The sequence below is a fragment of the Telluria sp. LT2P80 genome, assembly GCF_059685955.1.
Genome location: NZ_JCASIO010000008.1, coordinates 151,340 through 166,128, shown reverse-complemented (window position 1 = coordinate 166,128; position 14,789 = coordinate 151,340). Strand labels below are relative to the sequence as shown.

General features: G+C 64.0%; 13 protein-coding genes and 2 tRNA genes. 4 read left to right on the top strand and 11 right to left on the bottom strand.

Annotated features, from left to right (window positions below):
• Position 1: 1 nt before the first annotated feature.
• The 6 genes from AC56LW_RS19625 to AC56LW_RS19600 form a co-directional block, all read right to left on the bottom strand.
• Positions 2 to 1,969 (bottom strand): MHYT domain-containing protein, encoded by a 1,968-nt coding sequence (locus tag AC56LW_RS19625; RefSeq protein WP_499636945.1) that lies wholly within the window; start codon positions 1,967 to 1,969, stop codon positions 2 to 4.
• A 278-nt stretch (positions 1,970 to 2,247) separates the two neighbouring features.
• Positions 2,248 to 2,322: transfer RNA gene (locus AC56LW_RS19620), tRNA-Val, on the bottom strand.
• Between the two features lie 131 nt (positions 2,323 to 2,453).
• Positions 2,454 to 2,528: transfer RNA gene (locus AC56LW_RS19615), tRNA-Val, on the bottom strand.
• 56 nt (positions 2,529 to 2,584) lie between these two features.
• Complete coding sequence (gene dnaQ / locus AC56LW_RS19610) at positions 2,585 to 3,286, bottom strand: DNA polymerase III subunit epsilon (RefSeq protein WP_499502110.1); 702 nt, start codon at positions 3,284 to 3,286, stop codon at positions 2,585 to 2,587.
• A gap of 86 nt (positions 3,287 to 3,372) precedes the next feature.
• Complete coding sequence (gene rnhA / locus AC56LW_RS19605) at positions 3,373 to 3,849, bottom strand: ribonuclease HI (RefSeq protein WP_332532696.1); 477 nt, start codon at positions 3,847 to 3,849, stop codon at positions 3,373 to 3,375.
• Between the two features lie 18 nt (positions 3,850 to 3,867).
• Positions 3,868 to 4,656: a class I SAM-dependent methyltransferase gene (locus AC56LW_RS19600; RefSeq protein ID WP_332532697.1), complete on the bottom strand. Its 789-nt coding sequence runs from the start codon at positions 4,654 to 4,656 to the stop codon at positions 3,868 to 3,870.
• 26 nt (positions 4,657 to 4,682) lie between these two features.
• On the opposite strand from AC56LW_RS19600, the gene gloB reads away from it, so the two are divergent.
• Positions 4,683 to 5,483: a hydroxyacylglutathione hydrolase gene (gene gloB / locus AC56LW_RS19595; RefSeq protein WP_499637118.1), complete on the top strand. Its 801-nt coding sequence runs from the start codon at positions 4,683 to 4,685 to the stop codon at positions 5,481 to 5,483.
• Positions 5,484 to 5,490: 7 nt separating this feature from the next.
• Here gloB and aceB read toward each other — a convergent pair whose 3' ends face one another.
• Complete coding sequence (gene aceB, locus AC56LW_RS19590; RefSeq protein ID WP_499636941.1) at positions 5,491 to 7,080, bottom strand: malate synthase A; 1,590 nt, start codon at positions 7,078 to 7,080, stop codon at positions 5,491 to 5,493.
• 172 nt (positions 7,081 to 7,252) lie between these two features.
• On the opposite strand from aceB, the gene AC56LW_RS19585 reads away from it, so the two are divergent.
• A complete protein-coding gene (locus tag AC56LW_RS19585; RefSeq protein WP_499636939.1) occupies positions 7,253 to 8,158 on the top strand; it encodes a LysR family transcriptional regulator in 906 nt (301 codons plus the stop codon).
• A 99-nt stretch (positions 8,159 to 8,257) separates the two neighbouring features.
• Here the strand turns inward: AC56LW_RS19585 and AC56LW_RS19580 are convergent, their stop codons facing one another.
• From AC56LW_RS19580 to upp, 3 genes are all read right to left on the bottom strand, one after another.
• Positions 8,258 to 8,461 carry a cold-shock protein gene (locus tag AC56LW_RS19580; protein ID WP_137176112.1) on the bottom strand — a complete coding sequence of 68 codons (204 nt, stop codon included), beginning with the start codon at positions 8,459 to 8,461 and terminating at the stop codon, positions 8,258 to 8,260.
• A 318-nt stretch (positions 8,462 to 8,779) separates the two neighbouring features.
• On the bottom strand, positions 8,780 to 9,151 hold the full coding sequence (locus tag AC56LW_RS19575) for an Hpt domain-containing protein (RefSeq protein ID WP_183552033.1): 372 nt from the start codon (positions 9,149 to 9,151) through the stop codon (positions 8,780 to 8,782).
• Between the two features lie 7 nt (positions 9,152 to 9,158).
• Positions 9,159 to 9,809 (bottom strand): uracil phosphoribosyltransferase, encoded by a 651-nt coding sequence (gene upp, locus AC56LW_RS19570; protein ID WP_332532702.1) that lies wholly within the window; start codon positions 9,807 to 9,809, stop codon positions 9,159 to 9,161.
• 513 nt (positions 9,810 to 10,322) lie between these two features.
• Here upp and AC56LW_RS19565 point away from each other — a divergent pair.
• Positions 10,323 to 12,059 carry a putative bifunctional diguanylate cyclase/phosphodiesterase gene (locus tag AC56LW_RS19565; protein ID WP_332532703.1) on the top strand — a complete coding sequence of 579 codons (1,737 nt, stop codon included), beginning with the start codon at positions 10,323 to 10,325 and terminating at the stop codon, positions 12,057 to 12,059.
• On the top strand, positions 12,056 to 13,549 hold the full coding sequence (locus AC56LW_RS19560) for an HDOD domain-containing protein (RefSeq protein ID WP_499636937.1): 1,494 nt from the start codon (positions 12,056 to 12,058) through the stop codon (positions 13,547 to 13,549). The genes AC56LW_RS19565 and AC56LW_RS19560 overlap by 4 nt, the downstream gene beginning before the upstream one ends.
• 24 nt (positions 13,550 to 13,573) lie before the next feature.
• On the opposite strand, the gene aroC is transcribed toward AC56LW_RS19560, so the two are convergent.
• A complete protein-coding gene (aroC, locus tag AC56LW_RS19555) occupies positions 13,574 to 14,668 on the bottom strand; it encodes a chorismate synthase (RefSeq protein WP_499636935.1) in 1,095 nt (364 codons plus the stop codon).
• Between the last annotated feature and the right edge of the window lie 121 nt (positions 14,669 to 14,789).

Below are 14,789 nucleotides of genomic sequence, written 5' to 3'. Positions count from 1 at the left end.
GCTAGACCGGCAGCGGCGTGCGGCGTGCGTTGACGGCCGCCACGGTCTGCAGCAGCGCCGCCGGCACCAGCGGCTTGGCCAGAAATTCATCGAACCCCGCCGCCAGCACTTTCTGTTCGTCTTCCTTGCGCGAAAACGCCGTTAGCGCGATCACTGGCACGCTGGCGACCAGGCGGTCCGGCAAGGCGCGCACCTTGCGGATGAACTCGAATCCATCGACGACCGGCATGCCGATGTCGCTGATGATCAGGTCGGGCCGATGCTGCGCGATCAGGCGCAGCGCTTCCTGGGCACCGGTGGCGGTCAGGATCCTGGCCTGGCTGGGCGCCAGCACTGCCTGCACCAGTTCGAGCGAGTCGAGCGCATCGTCGATCACCAGCACCGTCAAGCCCTGTAGCGCCAGCGCCGTCAGCGGCAACCCTGGCACCGGCACCGCTGCGGCAGGCGCCGGGGCACAGCTGCTTGCGAGCGGCATGCGCAGCGTGAAGGCCGCCCCCTGCCCTTCGCCCGCGCTGGCCACGCTCAGCGCGCCACCCTGCAAGTCGATCAGCTGGCGCGCAATGGCCAGCCCCAGACCCAGCCCCCCATGACGCCGTGAAGACGATCCATCGGCCTGGCGGAACCGGTCGAACACGAATGGCAGGAACGCGGCCGGGATGCCGGCGCCGGTATCCTGCACCGTGATCTCACTGGCGTCTTCCAGGGTGCGCAGCGTCACGGTCACGACACCGCCCGGTTCGCTGAACTTGATCGCATTGGACAGCAGGTTCACCATCACCTGCTGCATGCGGCCGCTGTCGCCAAGGATGCGACCTGCCCCGGCGTCGAGATCGCTGATCAGCGTTACCTGGCGTGCCAGAGCCGCGGGCCGCGTCGTGTCGAGCGCGGTGTTGATGAAGTCGTGGGGTTGCAGCGGCACGTGATCGATGCGCACCTTGCCGGCCAGCAGGCGGCTCATGTCGAGCATGTCTTCGATGAGTTCGGACTGCGCACGTGCATTGCGTTCGATCGTGCACAGGCCGCGCTTGAGCGAAGCATCGTCGCGCCCGCCTTGCAGCAGCAATTGCGACCAGCCGAGCATGGCGTTGAGCGGTGTGCGCAACTCATGCGACAGGGTGGCCAGGAAGTCATCCTTCATCTGACTGACGTTTTCCGCATCGAGTCGCGCCTGCTGCTCGATCAGGAACAGCTTCTGGCGCTCGGCCGCGGCCACGAGCGAGGCGGCGATGGTCTGGTTGCGCTCTTCGAGACGTGCATCAAAGATTGTCGCGAGCAGTGTGATACTCAGCAGCAGCACCGTCGTGATCGTCACCATCGCCGCCAGGTAATCCTGGTTGACGCCCACCAGTGCGGCGCCACAGACACTGCCGGGTGCGAAACGTGCGGCGGCCATGCCGGTGTAATGCATGCCGGCGATCGCGCCGCCCATGACGACGCTGGCCGCCAGTTGCAGCGTGCGGCGCGAGCGAGCCCCCTCCTGCATGCGCATGCCGATCTGCAGCGCCAGCGCCGACGCGCCGATCGCGATGGCGACCGACAGCCCGAACAGCCATGGCGAGTAGGTGATTGCAGGATGCATCTGCATGCTGGCCATGCCGGCGTAGTGCATGGCGTTAATGGCAAGGCCCATCAGCAACGCACCGGCAGCAAGATGCCGCGGCCGAACCGTGCGGTGCCGCACTTGCCAGAGCGCGAGGCCGGACGCGACGACCGGCAACAGCCACGAGACGAAGGTCGTCGTCGTGTCGAAGCCGATCGGCAGCGGGAGGCGAAACGCCTGCATCCCGACGAAGTGCATCGCCCAGATGCCGCTGCCCATGGCCATGGCCCCGCCAGTAATCCAGACATACCGTGTGCGCCCCTGTGCCTGTCTGACGCGCATGACCAGACTCAGGGCGGTATACGACGCCAGTATGCCGACCAGGATCGAGACGACGACCAGCAAGGGTTGGTAATGCCCATTCACCATGAAAGCTTCGCTGCTTGAGTGTTTCGGATGCCCGCATGTGCTCAGACACAGCGCATGTCGGGTAGTTGTACGACAAGTGTACAGGGCGAAACGACTGGCGCGATTGAATTCAGACCGTCCCGCGACCTGTTTGACCGCGTTTTTTTGACAATAACTCATGTCAAAAATGTGCGTGACGGTAAGCGGGCCAACTGGTCGCTGAGCAGCGCAGATCGGAGCACAATGCAAAAAAGGCTTGCACGGTGAAGTGCAAGCCTTTTTTGGTCAACCATATTCATTGGTGGGAAGTGCAAGTTTCGAACTTGCGACCCCTGCAGTGTGAATGCAGTGCTCTACCCCTGAGCTAACCTCCCAGCGAGGCCGTATTATGCCACAGCGGATAAATTATGCCAAATGGCAATCGACTGTGTGCATGCGGGCGGCGCACTGTACAACCGGCGCAGAAACAAACAAGGCCAGCATCTCTGCTGGCCTTGCAAATTCTTGGTGGGAAGTGCAAGTTTCGAACTTGCGACCCCTGCAGTGTGAATGCAGTGCTCTACCCCTGAGCTAACCTCCCGAAGCGAGGCATATTATGGCACAGAATTTTCTTGGCGTCACCCCTGCGCAGCACGATCAGGCCCCGTAAGTCCGCCAGACGCAGTTGCCCTTCACACTTTTATCCAGGCCAGCCAGCACCGTATCGTGCTCGGCCAGTTCATCGCTGCTGGCCGTCACAACGATAATCTCGCCCAGCGGGACGATTTCGAGCGCCTCGCCATCGTTGCTGGTTTCTTCTTCCACATCCATGGTCAGCGAATTCTGGCCGCGCGTCATCGCCAGATACACATCGGCCAGCAACTCCGAGTCGAGCAGCGCGCCGTGCAGCTTGCGGTGCGCATTCGAGATGTCGTAGCGGTCGCACAGCGCGTCGAGCGAGTTGCGCTTGCCGGGGTGCAGTTCTTTCGCCTGCACCAGCGTGTCGATGACGCCGTCGCAATACTGGACGAACGGCGGCAGACCCATGCGCGTGAATTCGGCGTTCAAAAAACCCAGGTCGAACGGCGCGTTATGAATGATGACCTGGGCGCCCTGGATGAAGTCACGCAGTTCGTGTGCAATCTCGTGGAACTTCGGTTTGTCGCTCAGGAACTCGGTGGTCAGGCCGTGCACGGCCAGTGCGCCCTCGTCCGACTCGCGCTCGGGATTGATGTAGCAGTGGTAGTTATTGCCGGTCAGCTTGCGGTTGAAAATTTCAACGCAGCCGACTTCGATGACGCGGTCGCCGGTGCGGGGGTTCAGGCCTGTGGTTTCGGTATCGAGAACGATCTGACGCATGGTGCAATTCTTCAAAGTGGGTGCGGGCGCAGTATAACAACTGCGGCGGCGCGGTGCGCAGCGTTGGACTCGGGACTCGGGACTGACTACCGCCGTACCGATGCCGCGCCCTTGTTGGCCAGCACGTCGGCCCGCTCGTTGCCAGGGTGGCCATTGTGGCCGCGCACCCAGCGCCATTCGACGGCGTGCTGCTGCTGGGCCAGGTCGAGGGCCTTCCACAGGTCTTCGTTTTTCACGGGCTCTTTCGCCGCCGTCTTCCAGCCACGCGCCTTCCAGCCGTGGATCCACTCGGAGATGCCTTTCTGGACGTACTGGCTGTCGGTGTGCAGAACGACTTCGCATGGCCGGTTCAGCACGCCCAGCGCCTCGATCACGGCGCGCAATTCCATGCGGTTGTTGGTGGTGTTCGGTTCGCCGCCAAAGATTTCTTTCTCGTGCCCGTTCGATACCAGGAGCGCGCCCCAGCCGCCCGTGCCCGGATTGCCCTTGCAGGCGCCGTCGCTGAAAATCTCGACCCGGGTCGGGTTGGTGTCGTTGTTCGTTTCGCTTTTTGCGTCGTGCATTGTTTCGCTCATGCCCTGCTATTCACTTTCAATTCGTTCGATCCGGTTTGCCGCCGGCACTGCCGCCGGTCGCTTGCTGGTTTTTTTGTTCCATGCGGGGCCAATCAGATGCATCCCCTTGACGCGCTTGATCGCATGCACGACGTAGACGGCGCCAAGATACGGCCACCAGCGCCCGCCGGCCGATTCCATCATCGCAAAGCGGCTCAGCCAATGGGCGGTGCGGCATGGTGGTGCGTAACAGCCGAAGTGGCTGCGCGTCGCGCTCAGATTGAGCAATTTTAGCCAGTCTTTCAGGCGCGGCATAGAAATGAATTCGCCCGTGTCCGGCAAGTAGCCATTGCGGGTGACACGCCCGATGCCCTGGCGCATGCCCCACAGGCTGGCCGGATTGAAGCCGCAGATGATGACCTGCCCCTCGGGAATCAGGATGCGCTCGACTTCGCGTAACACCTGGTGCGGCTCTGCAGCGAACTCGAGCACGTGCGGCAGCACCACCAGATCGATGCTGCTCGACGCAAACGGCAGCTCGGCGAAGTCGGCCGCGGCAGCGATCTGGCGGCCGTTTGAGGCGAACGCAAGCTCGTCGGCATTCGACGTGCGCGTGGCCACCTGCCACCGGTTGGGCATGCGGCTGGCGGCCAGCGCATCGAGCTGCGGCACGCCGATCTGCAGCGCGTTGTAGCCGAAAATATCCGCCGTCAGTTCTTCGAGGCAGGCCTGCTCGAACGCGCGCACGTACGCGCCGGCTGGCGATTGGAGCCAGTTGTCGAGCGCTATAATGGATTTCTCGGCAGCGCTATCCATGCCACCTCTTGACCATACACATGACCATGACACCTCCACGGCAGCCGGCCCTGTCGGTACTGACAGTGCCGGCCTTCAAAGACAACTACCTCTGGCTGGTTCACGACGGCACGCATGCAGCCATCGTCGATCCGGGCGACGCAGCACCGGTGCGCGCGGCGCTGGCCGCGCACAACCTGCGCCTGACTGCCATTCTACTCACCCATCATCATGCTGACCATATCGGTGGCGTGCCCGCCCTGCTGGCCGAATGGGATGTGCCGGTCTTTGGCCCGAAGGACGATGGCATCGACCTCGTCACCGACCCGCTGGCGCAGGGCGATCGCATTACCGTGCCGGGCATTGAGCTGACGCTCGACGTGCTGGATGTACCGGGCCATACGCTGGGGCACATTGCCTATGTGCGCCGCGACGCGGACGCGCCGTGGCTGTTCTGCGGTGACACGTTGTTTGGCGCCGGCTGCGGACGCCTGTTCGAGGGCACGCCGGCGCAGATGGATGCGTCGCTGACGCAACTGGCGGCGCTGCCCGATGAGACGCTGGTGTATTGCGCGCATGAATACACGATGTCGAACCTGGCGTTTGCGCAGGCCGTGGATGGCAGCAACACGGCGCTTGCTGCGCGCGTGGAAGCCGACGGCGCCAGCCGCGCCGCCGGCCAGCCGACCATTCCCTCGACCATTGCACTGGAAAAAGCCACCAACCCATTCCTGCGCACGACGAGCGCGCCGATCGTGCGCAGCCTGGTTGCTGCAGGGCGGGTGGCTGAAGGTGCAGCGCCGCTCGAGGTATTCACGGCGCTGCGGGCGTGGAAGAATACGTTCTGACGCGGCGTCAGATTTCTTCGTACAGCGGCAGCGTCAAAAATTCCGCGAACGCCTCCGCTGTCGACATCTGTTCAAAGATGGTGGCGGCGCGCTCGTAGCTTGCATGCGTCCCATCGGCTGCCACCAGCTTCACTTTTTCCAGTTCTTCCGGAATCATCGCGCGCACCATCTCGGCCGTGACCTTGCGGCCGTCTTCCAGCACGCCCTTGGCGGACCGGATCCACTGCCACACCTGCGAGCGGCTGATTTCTGCCGTCGCAGCGTCTTCCATCAGATTGTGGATCGGCACGCAGCCATTGCCGGCCAGCCAGGCGCCCAGATAGTGAATGCCGACGTTGATGTTGTAGCGCAGGCCCGCTTCCGTGATCGGCGCTTCCGGCTTGAAGTCGAGCAATTGCGCAGCAGTCACGACAACATCGGGCCGCTGCTTGTCGAACTGGTTCGGCCGCTCGCCCAGCACCTTGGTGAATTCTTCCATCGCCAGGCCCACCAGCCCGGGATGCGCGACCCAGCCGCCGTCATAGCCATCGGTCGCGTCGCGCGCCTTGTCGTTGCGCACGCCGCCCATCGCGATCTCGTTTTTCTCCGGGTCGTTCTTGATCGGGATCAGCGCGGCCATGCCGCCGATGGCCGGCGCGCCCCGGGCGTGGCAGGTCTTGAGCAGCAGCAGCGCGTAGGCGCGCATGAACGGCGCCGTCATCGTCACTTTGGCGCGGTCGGCCAGGCAGAAATCGCTGTCGCGCTTGAACTTCTTGATGCACGAGAAAATGTAATCCCAGCGGCCCGCGTTCAGGCCGGCGCTGTGCTCGCGCAGCTCGTACAGGATTTCGTCCATCTCGAACGCGGCCAGGATGGTTTCGATCAGCACCGTCGCCTTGATCGTCCCCTGCGGGATACCGAGCAGATCTTGCGTCATCACGAAGATGTCGTTCCACAGCCGCGCTTCCAGGTGCGATTCGAGCTTGGGCAGGTAGAAATACGGGCCGGCGCCCCGTGCCAGCAATTCTTTCGCGTTATGGACCATGTACAGCGCGAAATCGAAGATGCCGCCCGAGACGCGCTTGCCGTCGACCAGCACGTGTTTTTCATCGAGATGCCAGCCGCGCGGGCGCACCAGCAGCGTGGCGACCTTGTCATTGAGCCGGTACGACTTGCCGTTCTGTTCGAGCGAAATGGTCTTGCGGATCGCATCGAACAGATTGATCTGGCCGCTGATCTGGTTATCCCAGTTGGGCGTGTTCGAATCCTCGAAGTCGGTCATGTAGCTGTCGGCGCCCGAGTTCAGCGCGTTGATGACCATCTTGCGCTCCACCGGCCCCGTGATCTCGACCCGACGGCAATGCAGCGCAGCGGGAATCGGGGCGATGCGCCAGTCACCGTCGCGGATCGCAGCGGTCTCGGGCAGGAAATCCGGGCGCTCGCCGGCGTCCAGGCGCTCTGCCCGCTCGGCACGCGCGGCCAGCAAGGCCTGGCGCCGCGGCTCGAACGCGCGTGTGAGCGTGGCCACCAGCGCCAGCGCGTCCGGCGTCAGGATCTGCTCGTAGGCCGGCTGGATCGTGCCGGAAATTTCCATGCCTTGGGGGATGCTGAGGGACATATCGACTCCTGAAGATGAATGAAAATCACGTGCGACGCTGCGCCGGGACTGGCCCCGCTTGGCGCTCCTGTTGGCATCCAGTATATTCACCCGCGTAACGCTAAACGAGACAAATACGCACTTCATCTGTGTGTTTTTGTATTAAATCAAACTACATAACTGGATCGCTGGCATGAGCAAGTTCACCCAGATGGCAACCTTTGTCGAGGTCGTGGCGCGCGGCAGCCTGTCGGGCGCGGCGCGCGCCGAGGGCATTGCACCGGCGATGATCGGGCGCCGGCTCGACGCGCTCGAGGCCCGGCTGGGCGTGAAGCTGCTGCGCCGGACCACGCGCAAGCTCGTGCTGACCGACGAGGGCGTGGCGTTTCTGGAGGATTGCCAGCGCATCCTGGTCGAGGTCAACGAGGCGGAGTCGGCGATCTCGGAGCGCAGCGGCCGCGCGTCAGGCCACCTGACGGTCTCGGCCCCGGCCGGCTTCGGCCGCCAGCACGTGGCGCCCCTGCTGCCGTCGTTCCTGGCCGAGCACCGCGACGTCACGGTCAACCTGAACCTGAATGACCGCGTCATCGACCTGATCGGCGACGGCGTCGACGTGGCCATCCGGATCGCCCGCCTGGGTGACTCGAACCTGGTGGGCGTGAAACTGGCCGACAACGGCCGCGTGCTGGTTGCCGCTCCCGCCTACCTGAAGCGCCATGGCACGCCGCGCACACCGGGCGACCTGGCGCGCCATAACTGCCTGGCAATCAGCAGCGAAGGCAGCCAGCCCGGCTGGACTTTTCTCGAGAACGGCAAACCCGTCACGCACAAAGTCAGCGGGAATATGGTGTGCAACGACGGCGCCGTACTGCACGCCTGGGCACTGGCCGGCAAGGGCCTGGCGTGGCGCTCGATGTGGGAAGTGGGCGAGCAGATCGCCAGTGGCGAACTGTGCACCGTGCTGGACGCCTTCGCGGCGCCCGGCAATGACATCCACGCCGTGTTCGCGCAGCGCCGCCACTTGCCGCTGCGTATCCGGACCTTCGTCGACTTCCTGCGCCGCAGTTACGCGGCGCCCGACTACTGGCGCCAGCGCTGACGCCTCACCCTCTGCGAAGAAGGGTAGCAACAAAAGGTATGGACGAAAAAAATCCCCGGCAGTTCCGGGGATTTTGGTCTCGCAACGCCTGTTAGGCGATTACAGAGGCTGGATGTTCGAGGCTTGCTTGCCCTTAGGGCCGGTGGTCACGTCGAACGAGACGCGCTGGTTTTCCTGCAGCGACTTGAAGCCGTTGCTCTGGATAGCCGAGAAGTGCGCGAACAGATCTTCGCCGCCTTCATCAGGGGTGATGAAGCCGAAGCCCTTCGAGTCATTGAACCATTTAACGATGCCAGTTGCCATTACAATTTCCTATTTCGGTTAGTTGGGCTTGCGCCCGTTTTAGATCGTTTGAAGAAGCAAGAAAGAAATGACAGACAGACTGCACTACTACCTCGAACCCAACGATCCCACATTATACCGAATATTTCTCGCGCATGCCCTATTCGTTGAATAAAAATACGTAAGTAGCCCCACGATTCCTAATGTCAATAAATTTGACAACACGATTTTTAATTCGGTATGCAGCAAAGAATAGAGGCAAGGACGTTTGATTTGTTTGCGCTTAATCAAATTCCGGTCTGCTCGACAATTGCGCGCGCGACTTGCGCTGCCCGTGTTTCAGGTCAGCGCCTTGGGGTCGCGCAGGGCGGCGGCTATATAGTCGTCGAGCTCGGCGCGCCAGGCTTGCCATTCGCCCGCAGCGACGGCATCGAATGCACGCAGCACGCGCAGGCGCTGTTCGAGCAGGCGCGCGTGGTGGCCCAGGCCGCGAAAGCCGAAGGTCGCCGCTGAACCTGCCAGCGTATGGAGCATCGCCTGCAGCTCGCCCGCCGGCCCGGCGGGGTCGAACCCGGGTGCGCCGGCCGGTGCAAGCTCTTGCGACAACTGCGCCAGGCGCCCGAACGTGGATGGCAGGCGCGCCGCGAACTTGTCGTTCAGTTCGGCCAGGCGGGCGAAGAATTGCTGGTCAGCCGGCTGCGTCATGGTCATGCCAGCCTTACTTGGTGCCAAAGATACGGTCACCCGCATCGCCCAGGCCCGGGATGATGTAGGCGTGTTCGTTCAGGTGCGAATCCAGCGAAGCGACGTAGATCTTGACGTCCGGATGCGCGTCCTGCACCACCTGGATCCCTTCGGGCGCGGCGACCAGCGCCAGGAACAGGATCTGCTCGTCCGGCACGCCGCGCTTTTTCAGCACGTCGATTGCGTGCACCGCCGAGTTGCCGGTAGCAATCATCGGATCGCACAGGATGAACGTGCGATCGGTCGTGTCCGGCAAGCGGACCATGTACTCGACCGGCTCATGCGTATCGGGATCGCGGAATACCCCGATGTGGCCCACGCGCGCCGACGGCACCAGTTCGAGCAGGCCGTCGCTCATGCCGATGCCGGCGCGCAGGATCGGCACCACCGCCAGCTTCTTGCCGGCGATGACAGGCGCATCGATCGTCACCAGCGGCGTGCGGATCTGGCGCGTCGTCAGTGGCAGGTCGCGCGTGATCTCGTAGCCCATCAGCAGCGTGATTTCGCGCAGCAGTTCGCGGAACGTGCGCGTCGACGTGTCGTGCTCGCGCATGTGCGACAGCTTGTGCAGGATCAGCGGGTGATTCAGGATGAAAAGGTTCGGAAAGCGCGGATCTTGGTTCATGGCGGGGCTCGACACGGTCGATGAAGCTTGTAAGCCAGCATTATCACAGGCACAACGTGGTTTGTCCCGGCCCGGGCCGAAATAATTCTTGGTCGACGCTGCCGAAGTGCAGTCGCTGACGCTCTGCAGCGGCCAGCCTGCCGGCCGTCGCGCCTCCCTCCCCGGCGCACCGAATCACGCAAGCGCCCTGCTCCAACGCATGAATGTGTCACGATGACACAAATCTGGTTGCATTAAGGCACTAAATTGAGCGATAGATATTTTCTACTCAGCAATAATCGGCGACAATACACAGGTGGCAGGCCAGCGTGTGACGACGTTGGCAGTGACGCGCCTCAGCGCCCGGATGCGCGCACGCGCAGACATGGAAGCGAACGCACCGTACGTTGCTCATTCTGATGCAGTACGGAATTTTTCAGTGATAGACTCGTTCCTGGTTTGTTGCCCGGCACGGATAACAAGATGATATCGGCATGGCTTGACCATGCCGCGACACGAGAGCCCTGACCGACCATGCTGACCCCACCCTCCGCAGCTTCCCATCCGCCGACGGCGCACCCGCCGCCGGCGACGCTGCTCGACGGTCTGCTGGAAAGTGCGGGCGACGCCGTGTTCCGGGTCGCGCCCTGCGGAACGATCCGGGCGGCGGGCACCCGTGCCCAGCGCCTGCACGGGTATGCGCCCGGCTGTTCGCTGGTGGCGCTCGTGCACGACGTCGACCAGGCCGCCTTGCGCCACGCACTGGACGGCGCCGCGACAGCGCACGAAGCAGCGCTGGTCGAGGCGCGCTTTCGCAGCGGCGAGCGTGACATCTGGTTCGAACTGCGCATTGCCCAACTGACGACGGGCGACGATGCGCAAATCCTCGTGATCGGGCGCGACATGTCGGCGCAGCACGCGACCGAGGAGCGGCTGCGTCACATGGCGACCCACGACGCGCTGACCGAATTGCCGAACCGCCTGCTGCTGGCCGACCGCATCCGCGTGGTGATTTCAAATGCGCGCCGGTCGGGCCAGGGTTTCTCGGTCGTCGCGATCGGCATGGACGGGTTCAAGAAAGTCAACGATGGCCTGGGCCACCCGCTGGGCGACGCCGTACTGCAGATGGCCGCCACGCGCCTGCGCCGGGTCTTGCGCGACAGCGATACGCTGGCGCGCGTCGGTGGCGATGAATTCGTCGCCGTGCTGCCCGGCACCTTCACCGACGCCCAGATCAAGCTCGTCACGGGGCGCCTGATGGCCACCTTGCAGTCGCCGTTCGAGACGGATGGCCACACGATCTACCTGGGGGCCTCGATTGGGGTGACGGTGTACCCGGACCACGCCGAAGACGAAGTGCGCCTGGTCACGCTGGCCGACGCCGCGCTGTCGCGCGCGAAGGAAACCGGCAAGGGCCGCACGGTCGTCTACAGCCCGCGCGACCAGGGCCCGCCCGAGCACGACATCTCGCTCGAGGCGGCCATGTTCAAGGCCGTGCGCGAAGGCGAGTTCCTGCTCTACTACCAGCCAATCGTCGACGCCCGCACGAAAGTGATCGAAGGCTTCGAGACACTGATGCGCTGGAAGCACCCGACGCTCGGCATGGTGCCGCCGGTGCGCTTTATCCCGATCGCCGAAAACAACGGCCTGATCAACCTGCTGGGCGCCTGGGCGCTGAAGGCGGCGTGCATGCAGATCCGCCAGTTCCAGGAAGTGGCGGGCCGCGAACTGTACATCTCGGTCAACATCAGCCCGCGCCAGTTCCGCAGCGACCGCTTCCTGTCGGTGCTCGATGACGCGCTGGCGATGTCCGGCGCCCAGGGCCACCAGCTGGTGCTCGAAATCACCGAAGGCACGCTGATGGTCGACCCGGTCCACGCCGAAGCGGTCATGGAAAAAATGGTCGAGCGCAACGTCCGCATTGCCATCGACGATTTCGGCACCGGCTACTCGTCGCTGGCGTACCTGAAGCGCTTCCCGATTTCGGTGCTCAAGATCGACCGTGCATTCGTCAAGGACCTGCCCGGCTCGCACAAGGACGCGGCCATCTGCAAGGTCGTGCTCGACCTGGCCCGCCACCTGAGCCTGGCCGTCGTGGCCGAAGGCGTCGAGACCGAAGACCAGCTGTCCTGGCTGGACGAACAGGGTTGCCACTATGTCCAGGGTTACCTGACGGGCAAGCCGATGCCGGCCAACGTGGCCGTGACGGCCCTCAAGGAAAACCTCTATACCGCTCTACTGCCGGCCGACACCCGGACAGGGAAACCATGACCACACCAATCACCACCGCGCGCTCGGCGAAAGCGCAAGCCACTCTCGCCCTGCTGTGGGAACGCATCCGCCGCCAGGGCGACATGCCCGGCTTCACCAAGGCCATCAATGCCATCCTGGCGTCGATGCGCGGCGAGGACGAACGCGATTTCTCGATGACGCAGACCGTGTTGTCCGACCCCGTGCTGACCCAGAAGGTCCTGCGCCTGGCCAACAGCAGCATGTACGCGGCGTTCGGCCAGCACGTCAACACGATTTCCAAGGCCGTGCTGGTACTCGGCACCGAAAGCATCGGCCATCTGGCGCTGGGACTGAAACTGATCGAAGAGCTCGGCCGCAGCACGCCGGACACCGAGATCGCGCACATCGAGATGGAAAAAGCCGTGCTGGCCGGGATGGTGGCGCAGCAACTGGCCAGCGGCGCGCAGGTGCGCAATCCCGAAGAAGCCGTGGTCTGCTCGATCCTGCACTCGCTGGGCCGCATGATGGTCACGTTCTACATGCCCGAGCGCTGGACCCTGATCCAGGCCGGCGCGGCCGGCGGCGACGACACGGCAGCGGCCCGTGACGTGCTTGGTCTGCACCTCGAAGAGCTCGGCCGCGCCACCGCCGCCCATTGGGGCCTGCCCGGCAACCTGGTGGCCGGCATGCGCCGCGTCGAACCGGGTGAACGGGGTGAACGCTTCGAGCACGATGACTGGCTGGCGGCGCTGGGCACGATGTCGACCCGCGCCGCCGATGCACTATGGGCAGACGACGACGCCGGCGCCGACAAGGTGGCCGAACTGGCGGAGCAGTTCGCACCGATGCTGGGCATCTCGCCGGCCGGCATCCTGGCATCGATCGACAAGGCCCGGATCGAAGCGGCGGCCGATCTGTCGATCGCGCCGCTGGCCCGGCCGGCCGAGAAACGCGCGCGCCTGGCCGCAGCCAGGCGCGACCGCATTGCCGGCAACCAGATCCTGATGGGTGGCGTGGCCGACATGCGCGACGCGGGCCTGAACGCGACCGCCGGCCAGATGATGTCGCTGGCGCTGGAAACGATGCACGAGGGGCTGTCATTCTCGCGCTCGTTTGCGTTCATGCGCAACCGGCGCGAAGGACGCTACACGGCGCGCCTGGCGCTCGGCGAAACCGCCAAGGCCCTGCAGCCGGATCTGACCTTCGACGACACCTACGAGGCGAACGTGTTCCACGCCGCGCTGGCAAGCGACCGCGTGATCTTCATCGAGAATGCGCACGACACCAAGTTCGCGGCCAAGCTGCCGGGTTGGTGGAAAGACACGCTGTCGGAGGCGCGCTGCTTCATCGTGATTCCGCTGTGCGCGCACGGCCAGCCCGCCGGCTTCATTTATGGCGACTGGGACGACACCTATCCGCAGGTGATCCTGAGCCAGACAGAATTTGCGCTGCTCAACGACTTGCGCACGCTGGTCGTGCGCACGGTCGAGCGCCGCCATCAGATGGACGTGATCGCGACCCGCGCCTGAGCACGCCGCCGCAGTCCACGACGGTTACGTCAAGCGGGGCGTGGCGACCTTCACATCGCCGCACTGCGCGCGGTGCATCAAGGCGTGATCGATCAGCACCAGCGCCAGCATCGCTTCGGCAATGGGTGTGGCGCGAATGCCCACGCACGGGTCGTGGCGACCGAACGTTTCCACCAGCGCCGGATTGCCTTCCTTGTCGATCGAGCGGCGTGGCACGCGGATCGACGAGGTCGGCTTGATCGCGAGCGACACCGTGATGTCCTGCCCCGTCGAGATCCCGCCCAGCACCCCACCGGCATGGTTGCCGACAAACCCTTCTTGCGTCAGCTCGTCGCCGTGCTCGGAACCGCGCTGCGCCACCGAGGCAAACCCGGCGCCGATTTCGACGCCCTTGACGGCATTGATGCCCATCATCGCGTAGGCGATATCGGCGTCGAGCTTGTCGTAGATCGGCTGGCCCCAGCCTACCGGCACGCCCCGCGCGACGACGTCGATGCGCGCACCGATCGAATCGCCATCGCGGCGCAGCTGGTCCATGGCATCTTCCATGCGCGCCAGCAGGGCGGCGTCGCCCGTCGCAGCGAAGAACGGATTGGCGTGCACGTGCTCCCAGCCGTCGAACGGTACGTCGATGTCGCCCAGCGCGCGCATGCAGCCCATGAATTCGGTCCCATACTGCTCGCGCAGCCACTTTCTGGCGACGGCGCCGGCGCCCACCACCGGCGCCGTCAGGCGCGCCGATGAACGCCCGCCGCCGCGCGGATCGCGCACGCCGTACTTGTGCCAGTACGTGTAGTCGGCATGGCCGGGACGGAAGCTCTCGGCGATATTGCCGTAATCCTTGCTGCGCTGGTCTTCGTTGCGGATCAGCAGCGCGATCGGGGTGCCCGTCGTGACGCCCTGGTAGACGCCGGACAGGATCTCGACGCGGTCAGGCTCCTGGCGCTGCGTGACGTGACGTGACGTGCCCGGCTTGCGGCGGTCGAGGTCGGCCTGGATATCGGCTTCGGTCAGTGCCATGCCGGGTGGGCAGCCATCGATGACGCAACCGATCGCGGGACCGTGCGACTCGCCGAAAGTGGTAACGGAAAACAGCTTGCCAAATGTATTGCCGGACATGGATATGAGGGAGTGCGATTTGATCGAAAGAACATTTTAACAGGCGATCCGGCAAGCAGAAACCGACAATCTGCAATCCACTCTCGCCAAAATGTTTCTATCAGGATATATTTACCAAAAT